At 73.6% G+C, this 22,583-nt stretch carries 20 protein-coding genes; 15 read left to right on the top strand and 5 right to left on the bottom strand.

The window, feature by feature from the left end:
- Positions 1-59: 59 nt before the first annotated feature.
- Both Psi01_RS27185 and Psi01_RS27180 read left to right on the top strand, forming a co-directional pair.
- Positions 60-335: an acyl carrier protein gene (locus Psi01_RS27185; RefSeq protein WP_275424602.1), complete on the top strand. Its 276-nt coding sequence runs from the start codon at positions 60-62 to the stop codon at positions 333-335.
- Between the two features lie 84 nt (positions 336-419).
- Positions 420-1,601: an acyl-CoA dehydrogenase family protein gene (locus Psi01_RS27180; RefSeq protein ID WP_204066955.1), complete on the top strand. Its 1,182-nt coding sequence runs from the start codon at positions 420-422 to the stop codon at positions 1,599-1,601.
- A gap of 151 nt (positions 1,602-1,752) precedes the next feature.
- Here Psi01_RS27180 and Psi01_RS27175 read toward each other — a convergent pair whose 3' ends face one another.
- Positions 1,753-2,826, bottom strand: a complete 1,074-nt coding sequence (locus tag Psi01_RS27175) for a prephenate dehydrogenase (protein ID WP_204066954.1) — start codon at positions 2,824-2,826, stop codon at positions 1,753-1,755.
- A 213-nt stretch (positions 2,827-3,039) separates the two neighbouring features.
- Between Psi01_RS27175 and Psi01_RS27170 the strand changes: the two genes are divergently transcribed.
- The 10 genes from Psi01_RS27170 to Psi01_RS27125 all read left to right on the top strand — a co-directional run bounded on the left by Psi01_RS27170 (position 3,040) and on the right by Psi01_RS27125 (position 12,948).
- Positions 3,040-4,596, top strand: a complete 1,557-nt coding sequence (locus Psi01_RS27170) for a phospholipase D family protein (RefSeq protein ID WP_204066953.1) — start codon at positions 3,040-3,042, stop codon at positions 4,594-4,596.
- Positions 4,597-4,673: 77 nt separating this feature from the next.
- On the top strand, positions 4,674-7,292 hold the full coding sequence (lanL, locus tag Psi01_RS27165) for a class IV lanthionine synthetase LanL (protein ID WP_204066952.1): 2,619 nt from the start codon (positions 4,674-4,676) through the stop codon (positions 7,290-7,292).
- A 24-nt stretch (positions 7,293-7,316) separates the two neighbouring features.
- Positions 7,317-7,490, top strand: a complete 174-nt coding sequence (locus Psi01_RS27160) for a hypothetical protein (RefSeq protein ID WP_204066951.1) — start codon at positions 7,317-7,319, stop codon at positions 7,488-7,490.
- A gap of 191 nt (positions 7,491-7,681) precedes the next feature.
- Entirely contained in the window at positions 7,682-8,332 is a 651-nt protein-coding gene (locus Psi01_RS27155) for an SRPBCC family protein (RefSeq protein WP_204066950.1), read from the top strand.
- A gap of 119 nt (positions 8,333-8,451) precedes the next feature.
- Positions 8,452-10,065 carry an AMP-binding protein gene (locus Psi01_RS27150; protein ID WP_204066949.1) on the top strand — a complete coding sequence of 538 codons (1,614 nt, stop codon included), beginning with the start codon at positions 8,452-8,454 and terminating at the stop codon, positions 10,063-10,065.
- 118 nt (positions 10,066-10,183) lie between these two features.
- On the top strand, positions 10,184-10,783 hold the full coding sequence (locus Psi01_RS27145; RefSeq protein WP_204066948.1) for a sulfite oxidase-like oxidoreductase: 600 nt from the start codon (positions 10,184-10,186) through the stop codon (positions 10,781-10,783).
- Positions 10,783-11,508, top strand: coding sequence for a ferredoxin reductase (locus Psi01_RS27140; RefSeq protein WP_204066947.1), 726 nt, complete (start codon positions 10,783-10,785; stop codon positions 11,506-11,508). Before Psi01_RS27145 ends, Psi01_RS27140 begins: the two co-directional genes overlap by 1 nt.
- Position 11,509: 1 nt before the next feature.
- Positions 11,510-11,800, top strand: coding sequence for a DUF6510 family protein (locus Psi01_RS27135; protein WP_204066946.1), 291 nt, complete (start codon positions 11,510-11,512; stop codon positions 11,798-11,800).
- Between the two features lie 74 nt (positions 11,801-11,874).
- Positions 11,875-12,423, top strand: a complete 549-nt coding sequence (locus Psi01_RS27130) for a dihydrofolate reductase family protein (protein WP_204066945.1) — start codon at positions 11,875-11,877, stop codon at positions 12,421-12,423.
- 111 nt (positions 12,424-12,534) lie between these two features.
- The gene (locus tag Psi01_RS27125) at positions 12,535-12,948 is read left to right on the top strand and encodes an anti-sigma factor antagonist (protein ID WP_204066944.1); all 414 of its coding nucleotides are present in this window, start codon (positions 12,535-12,537) and stop codon (positions 12,946-12,948) included.
- A 24-nt stretch (positions 12,949-12,972) separates the two neighbouring features.
- On the opposite strand, the gene Psi01_RS27120 is transcribed toward Psi01_RS27125, so the two are convergent.
- Both Psi01_RS27120 and Psi01_RS27115 read right to left on the bottom strand, forming a co-directional pair.
- On the bottom strand, positions 12,973-13,869 hold the full coding sequence (locus Psi01_RS27120; RefSeq protein ID WP_204066943.1) for a MurR/RpiR family transcriptional regulator: 897 nt from the start codon (positions 13,867-13,869) through the stop codon (positions 12,973-12,975).
- A 90-nt stretch (positions 13,870-13,959) separates the two neighbouring features.
- Positions 13,960-15,504, bottom strand: coding sequence for a glycoside hydrolase family 3 protein (locus tag Psi01_RS27115; RefSeq protein WP_204066942.1), 1,545 nt, complete (start codon positions 15,502-15,504; stop codon positions 13,960-13,962).
- A 180-nt stretch (positions 15,505-15,684) separates the two neighbouring features.
- Between Psi01_RS27115 and Psi01_RS27110 the strand changes: the two genes are divergently transcribed.
- Positions 15,685-17,259, top strand: coding sequence for a glycoside hydrolase family 10-like protein (locus Psi01_RS27110; RefSeq protein ID WP_204066941.1), 1,575 nt, complete (start codon positions 15,685-15,687; stop codon positions 17,257-17,259).
- 47 nt (positions 17,260-17,306) lie between these two features.
- On the opposite strand, the gene Psi01_RS27105 is transcribed toward Psi01_RS27110, so the two are convergent.
- Positions 17,307-18,314 (bottom strand): N-acetylglucosamine kinase, encoded by a 1,008-nt coding sequence (locus Psi01_RS27105; protein WP_239128048.1) that lies wholly within the window; start codon positions 18,312-18,314, stop codon positions 17,307-17,309.
- Positions 18,315-18,466: 152 nt separating this feature from the next.
- On the opposite strand from Psi01_RS27105, the gene Psi01_RS27100 reads away from it, so the two are divergent.
- Positions 18,467-19,651 carry an anhydro-N-acetylmuramic acid kinase gene (locus Psi01_RS27100; RefSeq protein ID WP_204066940.1) on the top strand — a complete coding sequence of 395 codons (1,185 nt, stop codon included), beginning with the start codon at positions 18,467-18,469 and terminating at the stop codon, positions 19,649-19,651.
- A 115-nt stretch (positions 19,652-19,766) separates the two neighbouring features.
- On the opposite strand, the gene pgm is transcribed toward Psi01_RS27100, so the two are convergent.
- Complete coding sequence (gene pgm, locus Psi01_RS27095) at positions 19,767-21,404, bottom strand: phosphoglucomutase (alpha-D-glucose-1,6-bisphosphate-dependent) (RefSeq protein WP_204066939.1); 1,638 nt, start codon at positions 21,402-21,404, stop codon at positions 19,767-19,769.
- Between the two features lie 139 nt (positions 21,405-21,543).
- Between pgm and Psi01_RS27090 the strand changes: the two genes are divergently transcribed.
- A complete protein-coding gene (locus tag Psi01_RS27090) occupies positions 21,544-22,578 on the top strand; it encodes a helix-turn-helix transcriptional regulator (protein WP_204066938.1) in 1,035 nt (344 codons plus the stop codon).
- Positions 22,579-22,583 lie beyond the last annotated feature (5 nt).

The following is a 22,583-nucleotide window of genomic DNA, read 5'->3' as shown; positions in this document are numbered from 1 at the left end:
CCGCCCCGCCATGACCTGCACGCCATGGGCCACGTTTATCCGGCAAGGGAGGACAGCGGATGAATGGAAATCGTCCCAGTGAACTCACTTTCTCCTTCATACAGGAGAAAGTCGGTGAAATCTGGCGGCACGTTCTGGACGTGCCGGACGGAATGGAGGACGCCACCTTCTTCGACCTGGAAGGCGAGTCGATCTCCGCGGTCCGCCTGGTCTCACGGATCGAGGAGGAGTGCGGCATCTCGATCGAGGTGGGCGACATCTTCGAGAACGACCCCGACCTGACCGCCCTGATCACCACGGTCGCGGAGCAGGGACGGGTCTCGACCGCGGCCTGAACGGTTGCGATGCGCGTGCTTCGCGGGCCGGAGAGCCGGGCGTGCGGCTTCAGCGTCTCGTCCGATGACGACTAGGAGGAAATGATGTTGACGACCGAGGTCCCGGCGCGGGAAGAACTTCTGCGGCGGGCCGCCGGGCTCGCGCCGGTCCTGCAGCGGAACGCGGCCTGGGCGGAGGAGAACCGGCGCATCCACGACGAGTCCATCGAGGCTCTGGCCGACGCCGGCGTCTTCAAGCTGAGGGTCCCCGCCCGGTACGGCGGGTACGAGTGCGACACGCGCACCCTGGTGGAGGTGGCCGCGGAGCTCGCCCAGGCCGACGGGTCGGCCGCGTGGACGGCGGCGGTCTACTGGATCCCCACGTGGATGGCGTGCCTGTTCCCCGACGAGGTGCAGGACGAGGTGTTCTCCACGCCGGACGTGCGGGTGTGCGGCACCCTGAGCCCCACCGCCATGGCCGCCCCGGTCGAGGGCGGCGTGGTGGTCAACGGCAAGTGGGGGTTCGTCAGCGGTGCCTGGCACAGCCACTGGCAGGAGATCGTGGCGATCCAGGTGGGACCGGACCAGCAGCCCATGCCGATCATGGCGCTGGTCCCGATGTCGGACCTGCAGATCATCGACGACTGGAACACCACGGGCCTGCGGGGCACCGGCAGCGTCAGCACCGTCGCCCAGGACGTGTTCGTCCCGGCCGAGCGCGTCCTGCCGCTGCCCGCCGTACTCCAGGAGCAGTACGCCTCCCGGCTGAACGCCGGCACGCCGATCTACCGGGCGCCCCTGCTCCCGGTGGCCTCGGCCTCCTCGGTCGGCACCGCCGTGGGACTGGCCAAGGCGGCCAGGACGGCGTTCCTGCAGCGGCTGCCGGGACGAAAGATCACCTACACCAGCTACGAGAACCAGAGCGAGGCGCCGCTGACGCACCTGCAGGTCGCCGAGGCCACCTTGAAGATCGACCAGGCGCAGTTCCACGCCGAGCGCCTGGCGGACACGGTCGACCGCAAGAGCGAGCTGGGCGAGCAGTGGAGCCTGGAGGAGCGCGCCAGGGTGCGCGCCGACATGGGCGCCGCCTGCAAGCTGGCCAAGGAGGCGGCGGACATCCTCGCCACGGCGAGCGGCGGGTCGTCGATCTACGCCGACGTGCCGATCCAGCGGATCCTGCGCGACATCCAGAGCATGAACCTGCACGCCCTCATGCACCCCAACACCAACACGGAGCTGTACGGCAGGGTCCTGTGCGGCCTGCCGCCCAACACGCTCTACATCTGAGGCACATCTGAGGCGTCCGGCGCCTTCGGGGACACCCGGAAGCGCCCGAGGACATCGAAGCTCCCAACCCCGCGCCTCCCCGCCGGTTGGAAAGGCTCCGCGGCCCGTCACACGGGCCGCGGAGCGTCTTTTTCCCGGCCTTCCCCGGCCCTCAGGCCGCGGCGGTCTCCTGCGCCGGCTCCGTGACCGCCGGGTAGGCGCCGGCGATGAGCTCGCGGCCCCGGTTGCCCCGGCCCAGCAGCTCGGCCACCGTGGCGGAGGCCGTACCTCCCGGAGCCCGCAGCGCCGAGGCGACGGCGGCCAGGTCGCGCGCCACGGCCTCCAGATGCTCGGCGACCGGCTCCGCGTTCTGCCCGAGGATGTCGCACCACAGACCGGCGGGGCTGCCCGCGACCCGGGTCACGTCCCACAACCCCGTCCCCGCCAGCGACAGCGCCGACCGGTCGCCGTCGGCGAACCTGGCCGCCAGCGCCGCCGAGACCACGTACGGCGCGTGCGAGACCGCGGCGGCGGCCCGGTCGTGCTCCTGCGGTCCGATCGGCACGGCCCGCGCCCCGCAGGCCGCGACCAGCTCGCCCACGGCCCGCATCGCGTGCGGCGAGACCCGCGGGTGCGGGCACAGGGCCCAGCGCCGGCCGTCGAACAGGTCCGCGCGGGCGGCGCCCGGGCCCGACAGCTCGCGCCCGGCCATCGGGTGCCCGGGCACGTAGCTCGTCAGGTCGCACCCGGCGAGCGCGGCCTCTGCGAGGATGCGCGCCTTGGTGCTGGCGACGTCGGTGTAGACGGCGCCCAGCCCGCGGGCCTGGGCCTCGCGCAGCGTGGCGGCGACCGCCGAGGGCGGGGTGGCGATGACCACCACGTCGGCGGGGGGCGCGTCGGCGGGCAGCGCGACGCCCGCCCCCATGCGCACCGCCTGCAGCAGCGACCGCGGGTCGTGGTCGGCCAGCGTCACCCGCACGCCCAGCCGCCGCAGCGCGAGCGCCACGGAGGTGCCGATCAGCCCGCACCCGATCACCGAGACACGGCGGATCGCCGGCCCGCCCCCGGTGTCCCGGCGGGCCGGTCGCAGCGCCACGTCCCCGTCGCGATGAGCCGGTCGCGACGCGGGGCCTGCGCCGTCCGGAGCGGTGGGGCGGGTCTGGGGGCGTGCGCCGTGGCGGAGTTCGGAGCCCGCGGCTCCGGAACCGGCTCGCCCGGAGATCTGCTGGATGTCGTGGATGGCCATGTCCGCTGCTTTCTGTGGTCGCTCCCTCGACCTGATCGCCTGCTCGGCGACGGATCGTACGGTGAGCCGGTCGGTTCTCTCATGGCAATGCTCCGCTCCGGACGGCCCGGAGAGCAGGGCGGACGCTGGCCGCAAGCTGCCGGGCGGGGCCAGTTTCCTGTCAGCCGATCTCCGGAGGGGAATGTCCGCGCGGTGACCGGGTAGCAGAAGCACGTGAAACTTGAGGACTGGTTCCTCACCGATGAGGAGCGGGGCAACCCCGCGACCAAGCTCGACGCCTGGTCGACGGGCAACCTCGTGCGCCCGCTCATCCACGGTGCCGCTTATTTCGCCGAGCTCCAGGCCCACATCGACCGGCTCGGCGAGGACGACCTGCTGCTGTTCGCCGACTGGCGCGGAGATCCCGACGAGCGGCTCGCGGACGGAGGTCCCGCGATCGCGGAGGCGATGGCGCGGGCGGCGGGCAGGGGAGCGCTGGTCAGGGGGCTGATCTGGCGCTCGCACCTGGACTGGCTGCGCTTCAGCTCCGAGGAGAACAGGCATCTCGGCGAGAAGATCGAGGCCGCCGGCGGCCAGTGCCTGCTCGACACCCGGGTACGGCCCGGCGGGTCGCACCACCAGAAGTTCGTCATCATGCGCCACGACGAGGACGCCTCCCGGGACGTGGCCTTCCTCGGCGGGATCGACCTGTGCCACAGCCGCCGGGACGACGGCATGCACCGGGGCGACCCGCAGACCGTGGCCATGCCCGGGGTCTACGGCGACCGGCCGCCCTGGCACGACGTCCAGGCGATGATCAGGGGCCCGGCCGTGGCCGAGGTGGAGAAGGTCTTCTACGAGCGCTGGGAGGACCCCGCCCCGGAGACCCGCCACCCGATCAAGCGCCTGCGCGACCACTTCGAGCGGATGGACGACGTGCCGCCGCTGCCGGACCCGGGACCGCCCCCGGAGCCCGTGGGGACGCAGGCCGTACAGCTGCTGCGGACCTATCCCTACCGGCGCAGCGCCTACCCGTTCGCGCCGCAGGGGGAGCGGAGCGTGGCCAGGGCCTACCACAAGGTGCTGGGGGCGGCGAGCTCGCTCGTCTACCTGGAGGACCAGTACCTGTGGTCCACCGAGGTGATCGAGCCGTTCGCCGAGGCCCTGGAGCGGGAGCCGGAGCTGCGCATGATCATCGTGGTGCCCCGCCACCCCGACCAGGACGGCTGGCTCGCCGGGCCGGCGAGCCTGATCGGCAGGGCCGACGCGCTGGTCAGGCTGCAGAAGGCCGGCGGGGACCGGGTCGCTGTCTACGACATCGAGAACCACGAGGGCACGCCGGTGTACGTCCACGCCAAGGTGTGCGTGGTCGACGACGTGTGGGCCTCGATCGGCTCGGACAACGTCAACCTGCGGTCGTGGACCTACGACTCGGAGCTGAGCTGCACGGTGATCGACGAGGAGCCCGACCCGCGCCCGCCCGGCGGGGCCGGCCGCTTCCCCCGGGAGCTGCGCCTGGCGTTGGCGGCCGAGCACCTGGATCGCGACCCGTCCGACGTGGACGACCTGTGCGATCCCAAGATCGCCTTCGAGGAGTTCGCCAGGACCGCGGCGGAGCTGGAGGCGTGGCACCGCGGCGGCCGCGCGGGCCCGCGCCCGCCCGGACGGCTGCGCCCGCACCCGAACCCGAAGCTGAGCCGGCTGCGCAGGACGCTGGCCCTGCCGATGTACCGCATCGCGGTGGACCCCGACGGCCGTCCGCCCGGGCTGCGGCGGTCGAAGAAGTTCTGAGGGCAACCCGGGATAACCGATCCGTCTATCCATAAAAATACGTAGTCGGCGTCCGGGCGCCCCGTCATCGTCTGCGCATGGACGGCTCACCGCTGATCGACATCGTCCGCGCGGCCCTGTCCCGCGCGGACGGGGCCCGGACCTGGGACATCAGGACGGACGAGTTCTGGTGCTTCGTCACCCCCGACGGTCACGGCGCCCGCGACCAGGGCTGGAAGCTGCACGTGTCGGCCACCGGCGGCTCGGCGCCCGCGGTCCTGGACCGGAGCGCGGGCGTGCTGGCCGGCCGGGGCTGCGCGTTCAAGTTCGCCCGCACCCCCGAGCACGTCGACCTGCTCGGCTCGCGCATGTTCGACCGGGGAGGGGCGGGCAAGTTCATCACGGCCTATCCCGACGACGACGACCACTTCCGGGAGCTCGCCGCGGAATTGGACCGTGCCACCCGCGGCCTACAGGGGCCGGAGATCCTCTCCGACCGCCCCTACCGGCCGGGAAGCCTTGTCCACTACCGCTACGGCGTCTTCCACGGCCGCCGCGAGCTCACCATGGACGGGGACTACAGGTACCTGCTCGTCGATCCCGCGGGTTCCCCCGTCGAGGACCGGCGCAACGCCTGGTTCAGCGCGCCGCGGTGGGCCCCGTCCCCGTTCCCCGGCTACGTGGCCCCCGAGCCCCGGCCCGAGCGGCCCCCCGAGGTGCTGCTCAAGGGGCGCTACCTGGCGCGTGTGGCCTACCGCCACACCACCAAGGGCGGCGTCTTCCGGGGGACCGACACCCGCACCGGCCGGGAAGTGATCATCAAGCAGGCCCGGCCGTACCTGGAGGCGAGCGCCGACGGGACGGACATCCGCGACCGGCTCCGCGACGAGGCCGCCGCCCTGGACCGGCTGGCGCCCCTGGGCGTCGTGCCGGGCAGGATCGACCTGTTCGAGCAGGAGGGGCACCTGTTCCTGGTGGAGGAGCTGGTGTCCGGCCGCTCGCTGGAGCGCTGGGTCGGCGAGCGGCCCGGCAGCGAGCCCGGCCCGCCCTGGCCGATGGCCCGCGCGCTGGCAGGCGGCCTGGTCCGGCTGGTGTCGGCCGTCCACGAGGCCGGGCTGGTGCTGCGCGACATCTCCCCGGGGAACGTGATGGTCTCCGACGACGGCCGGGTCCGGCTCGTCGACCTGGAGTTCGCGGTCCCCGCCGGGCGGGTCGTCGAGGTGGTCGGCACCCCCGGCTACATCGCCCCCGAGTGCCTCGGGGGCCCCGGCCCGGTGGCCGCCACCCCCGAGGCGGACTGCTACGGGCTGGGCGCGCTGGTCTTCCTCGTCGCCACCGGGCGCAAGCCCGTGCTCCCCGAGGACGAGACGTACGGCCGCCCGGCCAGGGACGTCCTGGAGGACTGGACCACACTGGCCGCCGAGCACGGCGAGGCCGCCCGGCGCCTGGCCCCGCTGATCTCCGGCCTGATGGACGGCGACCCCGGGCGGCGCTGGACGGCCCTGCGGGCCGGGGCGTTCGTGCGCCGTCCCGGGACGCCGCCGCCCTCCCGGCGCTCCGCCACCGACCCCGGACGGCTGCTGGCCGACGGCACCGCCTACCTGCTGGCGCAGATGAGGCCCGACGACCCCGAGCGCCTGTGGCCCTCCGGCCGCTTCGGCGAGAGCACCGACCCGTGCAACGTCCAGCACGGCGCCGCCGGGGTGGTCGCCGTGCTGGCCCGCCTCACCGCGACCGACCCGGCCCTGGCCGGACCGCTGCGTACGGCGTGCGGCTGGATGGAACGGCGCGCGGCCCGGGAGCCGGTCACGCTGCCCGGCCTGCAGTTCGGGCGCTCGGGCACCGTCTGGGCGCTGCACGAGGCGGCGCGGGTCCTGGACGACGCCGGGCTGGCCGGCCGGGCGGCCGAGCTGGCCATGGGCCTGCCGATCGCCTGGCCCATCTCCGACGTGTGCCACGGCACGGCCGGCAGCACCCTGACCCATGTGCGGCTGTGGCGGGACGGCGGGCGGCGGGAGCTGCGGGACCGGATCGACCGGTGCGCCGACGGGCTGGTCGCGGCGGCCTCGCGGCGGGACGACGGCGTGTTCTGGCCGGTGCCGGCGGAGCTCGACTCCCACTTCGCCGGCGCGACGCACTACGGCTTCGCGCACGGCAGCGCGGGCGTCGGGTACGCGCTGCTGAACGCGGCGCAGGTCACCGGCCGGTCCGACTGCCTGGAGCTGGCCCGCCTGGCGGGGGACACCCTGGTGGCCGCGGCCGTCCGCGAGGAGGGGGCCGCCTGGTGGGGGCAGGCGCCCGACGACCCGGGCCGGCTGGCCTACTGGTGCAACGGCGCCGCCGGGGCCGGGCTGTTCCTGGCTCGGCTGTGGCGGGCCACCGGCGTCGAACGCTACGGCGAGCTGGCCGCGCTCGCGGCCGTCGCCGTCCATCGCACGCGCTGGCACATGACGCCGTCGATCTGCCACGGGCTGGCGGGCAACGGCCACTTCCTGCTGGACATGGCAGATCTCACCGGCGACGGGCGCTACCGCCGCTGGGCGGACGATCTGGCGGTGTGCATGTGCCTGCAGTACATCGTCCGGGAGGGCCGCCTGCTCATCCCGGATGAGACCGGCGTCGCGGTCGTCCCCGACTACGGCGTGGGTCTCTCGGGCGCGCTCGCCTTCCTGCACCGCCTCCAGTACGGCGGAGCGAGCCCGTTCATGACCGACTGAGGACGTAGGAGGGAGGTGAAGACCATGGGCAACGTGGTCACTTCGGTGTCCGCTCTGCAGATGTTGCCGGAGGTGGGGCTCGCCGAGCTCGGCGTGCACGGCCGTGCGGCCTGCTGCACGATCACCAAGACGAACAAGACGACGTGTACGGAGATCACCAGGACGACGCACTGTTCGCCGACCGGAACCCAGATCTGACGACGCACCGCCGGCCGGACGAGGCACCGGTCCGGCGGTCGCCACGAGCCCCCGGTCCGGGACCGGGGGCTCCCGCGTGTTCGGCCGGATGTTCGAATCCGCCCCCTATAGCCGTTGACTTATATAAGTAGCCGCTGTTAGTTTCCTTCCTGTGCGCGCGACCGGCGTGCGGAGAAGGGAAGAAGAAGCTCATGATCGATGTGACCAGTCAGATCAACGCGGTGCGGCGCACGCTCGGCAGCCGGGTGCTGGAGGCGGGAGAGGCCCGCACCATGACCGTCGGCCAGGCCTACGACGCCCCCGTCGAGGACGTCTGGGACGCCTGCACCGACCCCGAGCGCATCTCCCGGTGGTTCATGCCCGTCTCGGGGGAGCTGAAGGTCGGCGGCCACTACCGGATCGAGGGCAACGCCAGCGGGACGATCGAGCGGTGCGACCCGCCGCGGAGCTTCGCCGCCACGTGGGAGAACGGCGGGATGGTCAGCTGGATCGAGGTCCGGCTGACGCCGGAGGCCGGTGGCGGCACCCGTTTCGAGCTGGAGCACGTCGCCCACGTCGACGACCACCTGTGGGCCGAGTACGGCCCGGGCGCGGTCGGCATCGGCTGGGACATGGCGCTGATGGGCCTGGCCCTGCACCTGTCGTCCGGGGCGGGCGTCGACCCGCAGGAGGCCGCGGCCTGGCCGATGTCCGAGGAGGGCAGGCGTTTCACGACGCTCAGCAGCCAGGCGTGGCGGGACGCGAGCATCGCGGCGGGCACGGACGAGGCGCAGGCCCGGGCCGCCGCCGACCGCGTCACGGCCGCCTACACCGCCGTGCCCGGGGAGTCGTCCGAGTCCTGACCGGGCACCTCGGAACCGGGCGGAAGCGGGCGCCGCCGGTCGGCCGGCGGGCCTGACCGGCTGCGGCCCGCGGGCTCCGCGGGGTGGCCGGGGCGGCTCCGCGGACGGACACTGTGCGCATGTTGTCTTACTCCAGCACGACGGCGGACAGCCCGCTGCTCGGCGAGACCATCGGAGAGAACTTCGAGCGGACCGTCCGGCGGTTCGGTGACCGGGAGGCGCTCGTCGACGTGCCGAGCGGGCGCCGGTGGACCTACGCGGAGCTGAACGCCGAGGTCGACGGGCTCGCCCTGGCACTGCTGGCCCGGGGGATCGCCAAGGGCGACCGGGTGGGCATCTGGGCGCCCAACGTCCCCGAGTGGGTGTTCGTGCAGTACGCGACTGCGAAGATCGGCGCCGTCCTGGTCAACGTCAACCCGGCCTACCGCAGCCACGAGCTGGCGTACGTGGTCGAGCAGTCCGGGATGCGGCTGCTGATCAGCACGGCCGGCCACCGGGGGGCCGACTACCGGGCGATGGTCGAGGAGATCGGGTTCGGCGACGCGGTCTGCGTCGGCGAGGAGTCCTGGACCGGTCTCCTGGCGGAGCGGGCCCCCGCGCACAGCCTGCGCGAGCGGGCGGCCACGCTCGCCTTCGACGACCCGATCAACATCCAGTACACCTCGGGGACCACGGGATTCCCCAAGGGGGCGACGCTGTCGCACCACAACATCCTCAACAACGGCTACTTCGTCGGCGAGCTCCTGCACTACGGCGAGACCGACCGGGTGTGCCTGCCCGTGCCCTTCTACCACTGCTTCGGCATGGTCATGGGCAACCTCGGGGCCGCCTCCCACGGCGCGTGCGTGGTCATCCCCTCGGCGGGCTTCGACCCCGCGGCGACCCTGCGCGCCGTACAGGATGAGCGCTGCACCTCGCTGTACGGCGTGCCGACCATGTTCATCGCCGAGCTCGCCCTGGCCGGGGAGTACGACCTGGCCGGCCTGCGCACCGGCATCATGGCCGGCTCCCCGTGCCCCGTCGAGGTGATGAAGCGCGTCGTCGGCGAGATGAACATGGAGGAGGTCGCCATCTGCTACGGCATGACGGAGACCTCGCCCGTCTCGACGATGACCAGGAGCGACGACGGTCTGGCACGCCGTACCGAGACCGTCGGGCGGGTCATGCCGCACGTCGAGATCAAGATCGTGCATCCGGAGACGGGGCTCGTGCTGCCGCGCGGCGAGGCCGGCGAGCTGTGCACCCGGGGTTACTCGGTGATGCTCGGCTACTGGGACGAGCCGGGCAGGACCGCCGAGGTGATCGACGAGGCCCGCTGGATGCACACCGGCGACCTGGCCACCATGGACGAGGACGGCTACGTCAACGTGGTCGGCCGGATCAAGGACATGGTGATCCGCGGCGGCGAGAACATCTACCCGCGCGAGATCGAGGAGTTCCTCTACGGTCACCCCGACATCGCCGACGTGCAGGTCGTCGGCGTGCCGGACGAGAAGTACGGCGAGGAGCTCATGGCCTGGATCGTGGTGCGGGCCGGCGCCGAGCCGCTGACCGCCGAGGCCGTCAGGGAGTTCTGCGCCGGCCGGCTCGCCCACTACAAGATCCCCCGCTACGTCCACGTGGTCGACGGCTTCCCCATGACGGTGACCGGTAAGATCCGCAAGGTGGAGATGCGGGAGCGGGGCGTCGAGCTGCTGGGGCTGCACGGTGCGGCCGCGGTGCGCAACGCCTGACACGGACCCGGTACGGCGGGCGCCCGGATCCCACGCCTTCGCGCGACGCGCGGGCCGCCCTCCGGCCGCGGTTTCCGTCCCTGCGGGTTCCACGGCGGCAGACGGAAGGGGAGGACTGATGGCGATCATCTCGCGGGGTTTCCGCGGCAGGGCGCGGGAGGGGGGCGGGAAGCTGCCGCCCGGGCAGTACCTCACGGACGACTTCCCGGTCCTGTCGGCAGGGCCGACCCCCAGGGTCGACACCGACCGCTGGGAGTTCACCGTCGAGACCGAGAGCGGGCAGGCGCACCGCTGGTCCTGGGCGGAGCTGCTGGCGCTGCCGTACGAGACCCCCACCGTGGACATCCACTGCGTGACCAAGTGGTCCAAGCTCGGCACCACCTGGCGGGGCGTCTCCCTGGACGTGCTGCTGGAGGACGTCGAGAGCGCCGCCGACTACGCCCTGGTCCACTCCTACGGCGGTTACACCACCAACCTGCCGCTGGAGGACCTGCTGGACGGCAAGGCCTGGATCGCCTACCGCTACGAGGGCGAGGAGATCACGCCCGCGCACGGCGGCCCGGCCCGGCTGCTGGTCCCGCACCTGTACTTCTGGAAGTCGGCCAAGTGGGTGCGCGGCATCCGGCTGCTGGACGAGGACTGGCCGGGCTTCTGGGAGACCGCCGGCTACCACGACTACGGCGACCCCTGGCGCGAGCAGCGCTACCAGGACGACTGATGCGCCGCCTCGCCTGGCGGGTCGCGGAGCTGACCGCGATCCGCGAGGAGACCCCGACCGCGCGCACCCTCGTCCTGCGGGTGCCCGGCTGGCCCGGCCACCTGGCGGGCCAGCACGTCGACGTGCGGCTGACCGCCGAGGACGGCTACAGCACCCAGCGCAGCTACTCGCTGGCCGGTCCCTCCGACGGCGAGCACGTCGAGCTGACCGTCCAGCGGGTGCCCGGCGGCGAGGTCTCGCCGTACCTGACCGAGGTGATGGAGGTCGGCGACCAGGTCGAGCTCCGCGGGCCGGTCGGCGGGTGGTTCGTCTGGGAGCCCGCCGCCAAGACGCCCGTGCTGCTGGTGGCGGGCGGGGCGGGCGTCGTGCCGCTCATGGCGATGATCCGCGCGCGCCGCACGGCCGGGAGCCGTGCCCCGTTCCGCCTGGTCTACTCGCTGCGCGACCCCGGCCAGGCCTACTACGCCGACGAGCTGCGCCACCCGGACCCGGGGCTGGACGTCACCCGCGTCTACACCCGGACCGCGCCCGACGGGTTCGCCCGCCGGCCGGGCCGCCTCACCGCCGCCGACCTGGCCGGCAGCGGACGGCCGCCGGAGTACGAACCCGACTGCTACGTCTGCGGGCCCACCGGCTTCGTCGAGAAGGCGGCCGAACTCCTGGTCTCCCTCGGCCACGAGCCCGGCAGGATCAGAACCGAACGCTTCGGCCCGACGGGAGGCTGAGATGACAGCACCGGCACAGGACGGTTACCAGGACGGCAACGCGCTGGCCGGACCGCTCGGCGAGCTGTTCGCCGTCGACCTCACCGTGGCCGAGTGCCGCTGCGCCGGTTGCGGCCTGGCCGGGCCGGTCGCGTCGCTGCGGCTGTACGGCCCCGCGCCCGGCCTGGTGGCGCGCTGCCCCGGCTGCGAGGAGGTGGTGCTGCGCCTGGTCCGCGGCCCCGGCAGCGCCTGGCTCGACCTGCGCGGCGCCGTGACCCTGCGCATCCCGCTCGGCTCGGAGGACGCCTTCTGAGGCGCCCGTGAGGCGCCGGTCCGGTCCGGCACGCTTCGCCGGGACGGGCGCTCCGAGAGGTGAAGGAGACCAGGGTGCGCAAGATCGTGGCAGGGTTCTACATCTCGCTGGACGGCGTCGTGGAAGCCCCCGAGAAGCGGCACTTCCCCTACTTCGACGACGAGATGGGCGCGGCGGTCGGGGCGCAGATGGCCGAGTCGGACGCGCTGCTCATGGGCCGGGTCGGCTATCAGGAGTGGGCGGCCTACTGGCCGGGCAGAAGCGCGGAGCAGGACTCGTTCGCCGGTTTCATCAACAACGTCCGCAAGTACGTCGTCTCGACGACCCTGGACACGGTCGAGTGGAACAACACGACCCTGCTCAAGGGCGACCTCGTCGAGGAGATCACCGAGCTGAAGCGGCAGCCCGGCAGGAACATCTCGATGAACGGCAGCGCGACCCTCGTGCGCTCGCTGCTGAAGCACGGCCTGCTCGACGAGCTCATGCTCATGATCCACCCGGTCGTGGTCGGCGAGGGGCAGCGGCTGTTCGAGGACACCGGGCAGATCCCGCTCGCGCTCGTCTCCTCGACGGCCTTCAAGACCGGTGCGCTGTCCGCGGTCTACCGGCCCGCCGCGAAGTGACCTCCCCATGTCCCGCGATCCCGTCGCCGCAGAGGCCGGGATCGTGTTAAAAGCCGGTCGGCCCGGGCAGGGAGACAAGTCCCTTCACAGGTCCGGCGGAGGGAGCGGGACATGCGGGACGCGGCTGGGAGCGGCGCGGAGTTCACGGTCACCACGAGCACGTACAACGAGGTGATCATCGTCCGAGCCCGAGGAGAGCTCGACCTCGCTTCCGCACCGCTGCTGCGCGAGCACCTGAACGGGGTCTGGGAGCTGCCCGGCGCCTCCCTGCTCATCCTGGATCTGACGGACGTCGCCTTCTGCGACTCCACCGGTCTGGGCGAACTCGTCAGGACGCTGAAGCGCAGCCAGGCCCGCGGCACCCGGCTGGTGCTCACCGGCGTCCACGGGCCCGTGGCCCGGGTGCTGGCGCTGTCGGGACTGCGCAGCGCGTTCGAGGTCCACCCCACCGCAGAGGAGGCCGTGCACACGACGGGCGGCCTCCACGAGAGACCGGGCCGCGAACGCTTCACCTCCGCGTCGTGACCTCTGCCTCGGGTGGAGACCGTGTCACGAGGACCGGCCGCGGCGGCGGGCGTCGCCCAGATAGTCCTCCAGGGCGTCGCGGGTGGCGCGCAGCGCGGGGTCGGCGGTCTCGAAGGTGCGCTGGGCGACCCCGACGAAGATGCAGTCGACGATCAGGAGCTGGCTGATCCGGCTGGCCAGGGCGCCGGGCCGGAAGGCGGTCTCGCGCCCGGCCGAGACCAGGACGTGGTCGGCGAGCTCGCCCAGGGACGAGCGCGGGTTGTTGGTGATCGCCACGGTCGCGGCCCCGCCCTTGCGCGCCGTGCGCATCGGTCCCAGGACGTCGGGGGTCTCACCGGTGCAGCTCACGCCCACCGCCACGTCGCCCTCCCTGACCAGCGCGGCGCTGGTGACCGCCAGGTGCGCGTCGGTGAAGGAGTGGCCGGACAGCCCGATCCGCATCAGCTTCTGCGCCATGTCGACCGCCACCAGCCCGGAGGCGCCCACTCCGTAGACGTCCACCCTGCGGGCGGCCGACACGGCCGTCACGACCGCGTCCAGTGTGTCGGGGGACAGCTGCGCGGCGGTGTCGGCCAGCGCCTCCGACTCGGCCCGGGTGACCTTCGCGATCACGTCGGTGAGCGGGTCGTCGGGGCCCAGGTCGCCGGGGACCAGCCGCTCGGGCGTCTCCCTGGCCACGGCGGCGGCCAGGGCGAAGCGCAGCTGGGAGTAACCGGCGAAGCCGAGCGCCCGGGCGGTGCGCACGATCGTGGCCTCGCTGGTCCCGGAGACCGCGCTGAACTCGGTGATCGTACTGCGCGCCACCATCGCGGGATCGTCGAGGATGAGACGGGCGATGGACTGGGCGGCGGGGGTGAGGGAGGGCAGGACCGCCCGGACCGTCGCCACGAGGTTCACCGGAGTGGGGCCGTCGTCGCTCATGCGCGTCCCTCACGGTGAAGACGTCCGGCTACGGTCCCGGTGGGACCGTCGTGCTCGTTCATGCGTCCACCCTCTCGTGTCGAGATCAGCTTATTTGTCACCGGTCAGCCGTCGCGCGACGACGCGGGCGGATGCCCGCGAAATCCCATGTGTAGCGACATATACCGCTCCAATCGGCTCATCGGGAATGCCGGTCTCGACCACGATCGCGTCGGGGCGGCGCCGTACGGCCTGCGCCAGCAGCTCCCGCGCCCAGGGATGACGCCCGGCGTCGTGCACGACCAGCACGATCGGCCGGTCGTCCGGCAGCTCCGGCAGCCCGGCCGTACCGGAGACGACGGTGCGCCCCGCCGTACCGGGCAGCAGCTCACCGAGGGCGCCGAGCAGGCCGGTGGGGGTCGAGGGATCGACCGCCATGTTCAGCCGGGGCGCGATGTCGACGACCAGCGGAGCCCCGGAGAGCACCGGATCCCGGCCGCGGCCGTCGGCGACCACCACCCGCAGCGCCGCGCGGGCGGCCTCCATCCCCAGCTCCTCGTCCTCGTCCCGCACGGGCCGTGCTCGCGAAAGGGCCGTCTCCGCCCGGGAGAGGGATGCGATCTCCTGTACGGCGGCCCTTCGCGCGTCCGCGCGGGCGGCGTGCCAGGCGGCGAGGGCGAGCACGCGGGCGGCCGCCTCGGCCAGCCGTTCCTCGGCGAGCCGCCCGTCGTGCACGGCCTCGACGATCGCGTCGCGCAGCGCGAGGACGCTCTCGCCGCCGGGGGAGGAGACCCCGGCGCAGACGGCGTCCGCGCCCGCCGCCAGCGCGCGGACCGCGATCTCGCCGGGCGGGTGGAGGGCGGCCACGGCGCGCATCTCGATCGCGTCGGTGACGAGCACGCCCTCGAAGCCCAGCTCCTCGCGGAGCAGGCCGGTGAGGACCCGGCGGCTCAGCGTGGCCGGGACGGCGGGGTCGAGCGCGGGCACCAGCACGTGACCGCACATCACGGCCCTGACCCCGGCCTCGACCGCCGCGCGGAACGGCGGCAGGTCGCGCTCGTGGAGCACGTCGAGGCGGGCGTGCACGGTCGGCAGCGCGAGATGGGAGTCGGTGACCGTGTCGCCGTGCCCGGGGAAGTGCTTGGCGCAGGCGGCCACACCCGCGCTCTGCAGTCCCCGGACCCAGGCGGCGGTGTGCCGGGCGACGAGACCGGGGTCCGGGCCGAAGGAACGCACGCCGATCACCGGGTTGGCCGGGTTCGCGTTGACGTCGGCGACCGGGGCGTAGTCGAGGGTGACGTCCGCCCCGGCCAGCAGACGGCCGATCGCGCGGGCGACCCGCTCGGTGCGCCCCGGGTCGTCGGCCACGCCGAGCGCCCGGTTGCCGGGGAAGGAACTGCCCGTCCGGGCCTCCAGCCGGGTGACCGTCCCGCCCTCCTCGTCGACCGCGACCACCACGGCCGGGTTCTCGCCGCGCAGCCCGGCCACGAGCTCGGCCGTCTGGGCGGGGCCGGCGAGGTTGCGGGCGAACAGCACCGCGCCGCCCAACCCCTCCCCGAGAGCCCGGCGCAGCCAGCCGGGAGGGGAGGTGCCCTCGAAACCCGGCTGGAGCACGGTCATGGCGAGCCGGGCCAGATCGGGGCTGCTGTGGGGCATGGTCCGACCTTCCCGTCAGGCGCAGTGCGGGGCGTGGCCCGCCGATGACGCCGTGGGGGCGGGCGTCTCGGAGCAGGTTACACATCGGCGACACTTTCTTTCATCATCATTGATCTGAAAGTAAATTTCTGCCACCGTCATCGTCGGCACCCCCTCTTTTCATGTCCCCCGGGAGTCCGCATGAGCTCACCCACCCGGCGCACCCTCCTGCGCGGTCTCGCCCTGGCCGCCGCCGCGACCGCCGTGCCGCTGCCCGCCCTCACCGCCGGAGGTCCCGCCTTCGGCGCCGCCGGATCCCCGGCCGCCGAGTACGTCCCGCCGCTGCGCCAGATGCGCGGGATGTGGATCGCCTCGGTGCTCAACATCAACTGGCCGTCGAAGCCCGGCCTGACCGTCCAGGAGCAGAGGGCCGAGTATCTCGGCTGGCTGGACCTCGCGCAGACGCGCAGACTCAACTCGGTCTTCGTGCAGATCCGGCCCACCGCCGACGCCTTCTGGCCCTCGCCGTACGAGCCCTGGTCGCAGTATCTGACCGGCACCCAGGGGCAGGACCCCGGCTACGACCCGCTGGCGTTCCTGGTGGAGGAGACCCACCGGCGGGGCCTGGCCTTCCACGCGTGGTTCAACCCCTACCGCGTGTCGATGCAGGGCGACCCGGCCAACCTCCACCCCGACCACCCCGGCCGCAGGCACCCGGACTGGATCGTCGCCTACGGCGGCAGGCTCTACTACAACCCGGGCATGCCCGAGGTCCGCGCGTTCGTACAGGACGCCATGATGGACGCGGTCACCCGCTACGACATCGACGGCCTGCACTTCGACGACTACTTCTATCCGGTCAACACCACCGCCTTCGACGACAGCGCCGCCTTCGCCAGGTACGGCCAGGGATTCCCCGACCTGGCGGCCTGGCGGCGCAACAACGTGGACCTGCTGGTCCAGGAGATGCAGCAGCGGGTACGGCGGGCCAAGCCGGAGGTCGCCTGGGGCATCAGCCCGTCCGGCATCTGGCGCAACAGATCCACCGACCCGCTCGGCTCCGACACCGCCGGCGGCCAGTCCTACGACAACCTGCACGCCGACACCCGGGGCTGGGTCAAGAAGGGCTGGCTGGACTACATCGCCCCGCAGCTCTACTGGTACATCGGCCAGTCCAACGCCGACTACGCCAAGCTGGTCCCGTGGTGGTCCGACGTGGCGGCGGGCACCGGCGTGCAGCTCTGGATCGGCCAGGCGGCCTACAAGGCGGGGGCGGCCGGTCAGCCCGCGGAGTGGTTCCAGCCGGACGAGCTCTCCCGGCACCTGACCCTCAACCGGGACCATCCCGTGGTCGGCGGCGACATCTGGTACAACTCCGGCGACCTGCGGGCCGACCGCCTCGGCTCGATCAGCACGGTCGTGGCCGAGCACTACACCGGGCCCGCCCTCCCGCCGCTGCTGCCCCGCCTGGCCGACGGCCGCCGCCCGCGCCGCCCGGTCCTCGCGACGGCGCACACCACCTCCGGGGGAGTGGACCTGCGCATCGTCGCCACCGGCCGGGAGATCCCCTTCCAGTTCGCCGTCTTCCGTCTCGACCGCAGGGCCCGCCCCGAGGACTTCACCGACGCCCGCCACCTGGTCGCCGTCATCCCCGCCGCCCGCCACACCCGCTGGACCGACCCGTCCGGTACCAAGGGCGCCCACTACTACGTCACAGCCGTCGACCGCGTCAGCCGCCAGAGCCCCCCGAGCAACGGCCACCGCGTGATCACCTGACCCCCGCGCCGCCCCGGTGGCCCCCGGCTCCCGGCTCCCGGCCCGGGTCAGGCGATCAGGGTGCGGTGGGCGGTGGCGGCGTCCGGGGCGGCGGTGCGCAGGGCGAGGGCGGCGGCGCCGGCGGCGTTGTCACGGGCGGCGATCACGTCGTCTCCGAACGCGCCGCGGACCTTCGCGGCCAGCAGGGTGGGCTGGGTCAGCAGGGAGCCCGCCAGGACCAGCGGACCGTGGCCGGGGCCGAGGGAGCGGGTGGTGGCGACGAGCCGGTCCGCCGCCTCGCCGAGGATCTCCAGGGCCGCGGCGTCACCGCCCCCGGCCGCGGCCTCCACCGCGGGCGCCAGCCTCCCCAGCCACGCCGGCCCCGCCTGGGCCAGACCTTCGTGGACCGCCCGCACGACCCGCTGGGTCGTCATGACGGCCTTCTCCGAGTCCGCCGCCGCGGCCTGCCGGCCCGCCGCTGTGACCTCCCCCGAGTCCGAGGCCGCCGCGGCCTCCTGGGCGACGACGGCGGCGGCGACGGCGCAGAGCAGCGACGTCGGGCCGGTCCGGCCGTCGAGGGCGGCCAGCACGGCGCGCACGGCCCGCCGTCCGATCCACACGCCCGAGCCGTCGTCGCCGAGCAGCCAACCGTGGCCGTCGATCCGGCGGGCGAGGCGGCGGTCGGCGACGCGGGCCGCCACGGCCCCGGTGCCCGCGATCAGGACCGTGCCCGACGGTTCCTCGGTGGCCCCGGCGAAGGCCGCCAGCGGGTCGGGCACGATCTCGGGCCGTCCGGGCAGCCCGCAGGCACGCCAGGCTCCGGTGACGAGGGACTCGGCCCGCTCCCGCGCCGACTCCGCGCCCGCCAGGGCGAACACTCCGCCCGCCACCTGTCCGGGGACGAGGCCCTCCAGGGCCTGGCCGAGCGCCGCGCGCAGGCTCCCTCCGGGGTCGGCGGCCGACAGGATGTTGGCGCCGGCGCCGTTGCCCCGCCCGGCGATCCGGCCCGCCTCGGTCGCCACCACGCACCGGGTGCTCGTCCCGCCTCCGTCGACGCCGATGAACAGTGTCGTCACGCCCGCTCCGCCTCTTATCCCGTCCCCGGACACATCGCCGGAGCACCCATACGCACGCCGGAGCGTATCGCGAGGCTGGAGCCCGGAACCGCATTCTGGTAGGAATTCTCCTATTGAGTGGCTTCTCGTGAAGAATTCTGTCAGGGGGCGGCATGCGGGTGCTCGGGCTGATCTCGGGGACGTCCCACGACGGCATCGACCGCGCGGTGGTGGACTGGTCCCTCGACGAGGCCGGCGTGCTCACCGGAACCGTCGAGCACACCGGCGCGACGCCGTACGACCCGTCGCTGCGCGCCCGGATCGTCGCGGCGCTGCCCCCGGACCGGGTCGGCATGGAGGAGGTCTGCCGGCTCGACACCCTGATCGGTCAGGCCTTCGCGGACGCCGCGAGCCAGTGCCCGCCGGCCGACCTCGTCTGCTCGCACGGGCAGACCCTGTTCCACTGGGTGGAGGACGGCGCAGTACGCGGCACCCTGCAACTCGGCCAGCCCGCCTGGATCGCCGAGCGGCTCGGCGTGCCGGTGGTCTCCGACCTGCGGGTACGGGATGTCAGTGCGGGCGGGCAGGGGGCGCCGCTGGTCTCCTGCTTCGATCTGCTCCTGCTGGCCGGCCTCCCGGGCCGGAGCGGCGCGCTCAACCTCGGCGGGATCGCCAACCTGACCGTCCGCGGCGAGACGTCCGGGGCCGCCGGCGCGGAGTCCGCGGTGGCCTATGACACCGGGCCCGCCTGCGCGCTGCTGGACGCGGTGGTGCTCGCCGCCACCGGCAGGCCGTACGACGGCGACGGCCGCCTCGCCGCGGCGGGGAAGGTGTGCGAGCCGCTGCTGGCGGAGCTGCTCGCCGAGCCGTACTACCGCCGCCTCCCGCCCAAGAGCACCGGCAAGGAGCTGTTCCGCCTGGGCTACCTCGACGGCTTCGCGGCGCCGTACGGCCTCGGGCTGGAGGATCTGCTGGCGACGCTGGCCGCGCTGACCGCCGAGACCGCGGGCGCGGAGATCCGGCGGCACCGGCTGGAGACGGTCGTCGTGTCGGGCGGCGGGGCGCGCCATCCGGTCGTCATGGACATGCTGCGCGAACGGGCCGGTACGGCGCGCCTCATCACGAGCGACGAACTGGGCGTGCCCTCCGACGCCAAGGAGGCGATCGCCTTCTCCCTGCTGGGCTGGTTCACCGCGCACGGGCTCCCCGCGACGGTGCCCGGCTGCACGGGCGCCTCGGGGCCGCGGGTGCTGGGCACGATCACTCCGGGCCGGGGTCCGCTGCGCCTGCCCGGCCCCGTCCGCGGGGCCCCGGTCCGGCTCCGCCTCGTCCCGGCCTCCCCGGAGACCCGGGCCTGAGAGCGCCCGGGTCTCCGGGGAGGCCGGGAGCGCGGCGTGGGACGGTCCCGGGCCGGGGAGGCCGGCGTGAGTGTCCGGTGGATCCAGCGGGTCCGGGGGTCCGGCGGGTCCGGCCTCAGCCGAGGGAGGCCGACACCAGTTCCCTGGCGGCCTGCTGGACTTCGGCCAGGTGCTCGGGGCCCTTGAACGACTCGGCGTAGATCTTGTAGACGTCCTCGGTGCCGGAGGGGCGGGCGGCGAACCAGGCGTTCTCGGTGCACACCTTCACCCCGCCGATGGAGGCGCCGTTGCCGGGGGCGGTGGTCAGCACCTGGGTGATCGGCTCTCCGGCCAGGGTGTCGGCGGTGACCTGCTCGGACGAGAGCCGGGACAGCACCGCCTTCTCCTCGCGGGTGGCCGGGGCGTCGACCCGGGCGTAGGCGGGGGCGCCGAAGCGGGACACCAGGTCCGCGTAGTGCTCGCTGGGGGAGCGGCCGGTGGTCGCGATGATCTCGGCGGCGAGCAGGGCCAGGATCAGGCCGTCCTTGTCGGTGGTCCACGCCGAGCCGTCGCGGCTCAGGAACGAGGCTCCCGCGCTCTCCTCGCCGCCGAAGCCGAGGGAGCCGTCCAGCAGTCCCGGCACGAACCACTTGAAGCCGACGGGCACCTCCACCAGCCGCCTGCCCAGGTCCGCGGCGACCCGGTCGATCATGCTGCTGCTCACCAGGGTCTTGCCGATCCCCGCGCCGGCGGGCCAGCCGGGCCGGTGGGAGCAGAGGTAGGAGATCGCCACGGCCAGATAGTGGTTGGGGTTCATCAGCCCGGCGTCGGGGGTGACGATGCCGTGCCGGTCGGCGTCGGCGTCGTTGCCGGTGGAGACGGCGTAGGCGTCGCGGTTGGCGATCAGCGAGGCCATGGCGTAGGGGGAGGAGCAGTCCATGCGGATCTTCCCGTCCCAGTCGAGCGTCATGAACCGCCACGCCGGGTCGACCAGCGGGTTGACCACCGTCAGGTCCAGCCGGTGCCGTTCGGCGATCTCGCCCCAGTAGGCCACGCTCGCCCCGCCCAGCGGGTCGGCGCCGACGCGCACCCCGGCCGAGCGGATCGCGTCGATGTCGAGCACCGAGGGCAGGTCGTCGACGTAGGCGGACAGGAAGTCGTAGCGGCCGGTCGTCTCGGCGGTCAGCGCCCGGGCGTGGGGGATCCGCCTGACCTCCTTCAGCCCGCCCGCGATCAGCGCGTTGGCCCGGTCCTGGATCCAGGAGGTGGCGTCGGTGTCGGCCGGTCCGCCGTGCGGCGGGTTGTACTTGAACCCGCCGTCGGAGGGCGGGTTGTGGGAGGGCGTGACGACCACACCGTCGGCCAGTCCGGTGCTCCGCCCTCGGTTGTGGGCGAGGATGGCCCGCGAGACCGCCGGGGTGGGGGTGTAGCCGTCACGGGAGTCGATCATGACCGTGACCCCGTTGGCCGCGAAGACCTCCAGCGCCGAGACGCGGGCGGGCTCGGACAGGGCGTGCGTGTCGGCGCCCAGGAACAGCGGGCCGTCCACGCCCTGCGCCGCCCGGTACTCCACGATCGCCTGGCTGGTGGCGAGGATGTGGTCCTCGTTGAAGGCGGCGTTCAGTGACGAGCCGCGATGCCCCGAGGTGCCGAACGCCACCCGCTGGCCGGGCTCCGCCGGGTCGGGATGCAGGGCGTAGTAGGCGGTCACCAGTCGGGCCACGTCCACCAGATCGGACGGTCGGGCGAGCTGCCCGGCACGCTCATGCGTCATCGGAGTCTCCTTGGGTCGTCACTGGAAACGCTACATACCCGGGTTCCCGGCATTTCGACGAGCGTCCGGATATCGATCCGGACGCCGATGCGGAAAGAACCTTTCCGCCTCCGCCGGCGTCGTGTGGCACGCTTGGAGGATGCCGGACACCTCGGCGCGCCTGCTGCGCCTGCTGTCGCTGCTGCAGACCCCCCGCGACTGGTCGGGCCCCCAGCTCGCCGAGCGGCTCGGCGTGACCACCCGGACCATCCGCAACGACGTGGAACGGCTGCGCGGCCTCGGCTACCCCGTCCACGCCACCCCCGGAGCGGCGGGCGGCTACCGGCTGGGAGCGGGCGCCAGCCTGCCCCCGCTGCTGCTCGACGACGAGGAGGCCGTGGCGGTGGCGGTCGGCCTGCGCACGGCCGCCGGCGGGTCGGTCTCGGGCATCGAGGAGACGTCGCTGCGCGCCCTGGCCAAGCTCGAACAGGTGCTGCCCTCGCGGCTGCGCCACCGGGTCAACGCCCTGCACGCCCACACGATCCGGCTCCCCGGCACCGGCCCGACCGTCGAGGCGGACCTGCTGGCCGCCATCGCCGCGGCCTCCCGCGACCGCGAACGGCTCCGCTTCGACTACGTCGACCACGACGGCGCCGGCAGCCTCCGGGAGGCCGAGCCCCACCGCCTCGTGCACGCCCGCGGCCGCTGGTACCTCGTCGCGTGGGACACCGGCCGCGACGGCTGGCGCACCTTCCGGGCCGACCGGATCCGCCTGCGGACACCCAACGGGCCCCGGTTCGTCCCGCGCGAGCCCCCCGAGGGGGACTACGCCGTCTATGTCGCCAAGGGCCTGGAGAAGGCGGTCTGGAAGTACGTCGCCCGGGTGAAGGTCCACGCGCCCGCCGAGGAGGTCGCCGCCCGGCTGCCGTCCTCGATCGCGGTCGATCCGGTCGGGGAGCACGCCTGCGTCATCGCCGCCGGATCCGACAGCCCCCACATGCTCGCCCTCTACCTCGGCATGCTGGAGGCCGACTTCGAGGTCACCGGACCGCCCGACCTCGTGGAGCACCTGCGGGAGCTGTCCGGCCGCTACGCCCGCGCGATCGCCGGAGCCGCCGGAGCCGCCGGGGACTCCGCGACCGCGCGGGCCAGCGGGGCCTCGGCAGACGCCAGGGCCGGCGCGGGCCGGGCCTGACCCGG

Source organism: Paraplanobispora siamensis, from assembly GCF_016863175.1.
Taxonomy (GTDB): domain Bacteria; phylum Actinomycetota; class Actinomycetes; order Streptosporangiales; family Streptosporangiaceae; genus Planobispora; species Planobispora siamensis.
Note: the sequence above shows the minus strand (reverse complement) of the source record. Positions and strands in the feature narration are given on the sequence as shown.

Excerpts from the sequence above, each read along its gene's own strand:
- pgm (WP_204066939.1), bottom strand. The coding sequence starts at position 21,404 with ATGACGCATGAGCGTGCCGGGCAGCTCGCCCGACCGTCCGATCTGGTG.
- Psi01_RS27090 (WP_204066938.1), top strand. The coding sequence starts at position 21,544 with ATGCCGGACACCTCGGCGCGCCTGCTGCGCCTGCTGTCGCTGCTGCAG.
- Psi01_RS27180 (WP_204066955.1), top strand. The coding sequence starts at position 420 with ATGTTGACGACCGAGGTCCCGGCGCGGGAAGAACTTCTGCGGCGGGCC.
- Psi01_RS27185 (WP_275424602.1), top strand. The coding sequence starts at position 60 with ATGAATGGAAATCGTCCCAGTGAACTCACTTTCTCCTTCATACAGGAG.
- Psi01_RS27175 (WP_204066954.1), bottom strand. The coding sequence starts at position 2,826 with ATGGCCATCCACGACATCCAGCAGATCTCCGGGCGAGCCGGTTCCGGA.
- Psi01_RS27125 (WP_204066944.1), top strand. The coding sequence starts at position 12,535 with ATGCGGGACGCGGCTGGGAGCGGCGCGGAGTTCACGGTCACCACGAGC.
- Psi01_RS27140 (WP_204066947.1), top strand. The coding sequence starts at position 10,783 with ATGCGCCGCCTCGCCTGGCGGGTCGCGGAGCTGACCGCGATCCGCGAG.
- Psi01_RS27115 (WP_204066942.1), bottom strand. The coding sequence starts at position 15,504 with ATGCCCCACAGCAGCCCCGATCTGGCCCGGCTCGCCATGACCGTGCTC.
- Psi01_RS27145 (WP_204066948.1), top strand. The coding sequence starts at position 10,184 with ATGGCGATCATCTCGCGGGGTTTCCGCGGCAGGGCGCGGGAGGGGGGC.
- lanL (WP_204066952.1), top strand. The coding sequence starts at position 4,674 with ATGGACGGCTCACCGCTGATCGACATCGTCCGCGCGGCCCTGTCCCGC.
- Psi01_RS27135 (WP_204066946.1), top strand. The coding sequence starts at position 11,510 with ATGACAGCACCGGCACAGGACGGTTACCAGGACGGCAACGCGCTGGCC.
- Psi01_RS27155 (WP_204066950.1), top strand. The coding sequence starts at position 7,682 with ATGATCGATGTGACCAGTCAGATCAACGCGGTGCGGCGCACGCTCGGC.
- Psi01_RS27160 (WP_204066951.1), top strand. The coding sequence starts at position 7,317 with ATGGGCAACGTGGTCACTTCGGTGTCCGCTCTGCAGATGTTGCCGGAG.
- Psi01_RS27150 (WP_204066949.1), top strand. The coding sequence starts at position 8,452 with ATGTTGTCTTACTCCAGCACGACGGCGGACAGCCCGCTGCTCGGCGAG.
- Psi01_RS27120 (WP_204066943.1), bottom strand. The coding sequence starts at position 13,869 with ATGAGCGACGACGGCCCCACTCCGGTGAACCTCGTGGCGACGGTCCGG.
- Psi01_RS27110 (WP_204066941.1), top strand. The coding sequence starts at position 15,685 with ATGAGCTCACCCACCCGGCGCACCCTCCTGCGCGGTCTCGCCCTGGCC.
- Psi01_RS27100 (WP_204066940.1), top strand. The coding sequence starts at position 18,467 with ATGCGGGTGCTCGGGCTGATCTCGGGGACGTCCCACGACGGCATCGAC.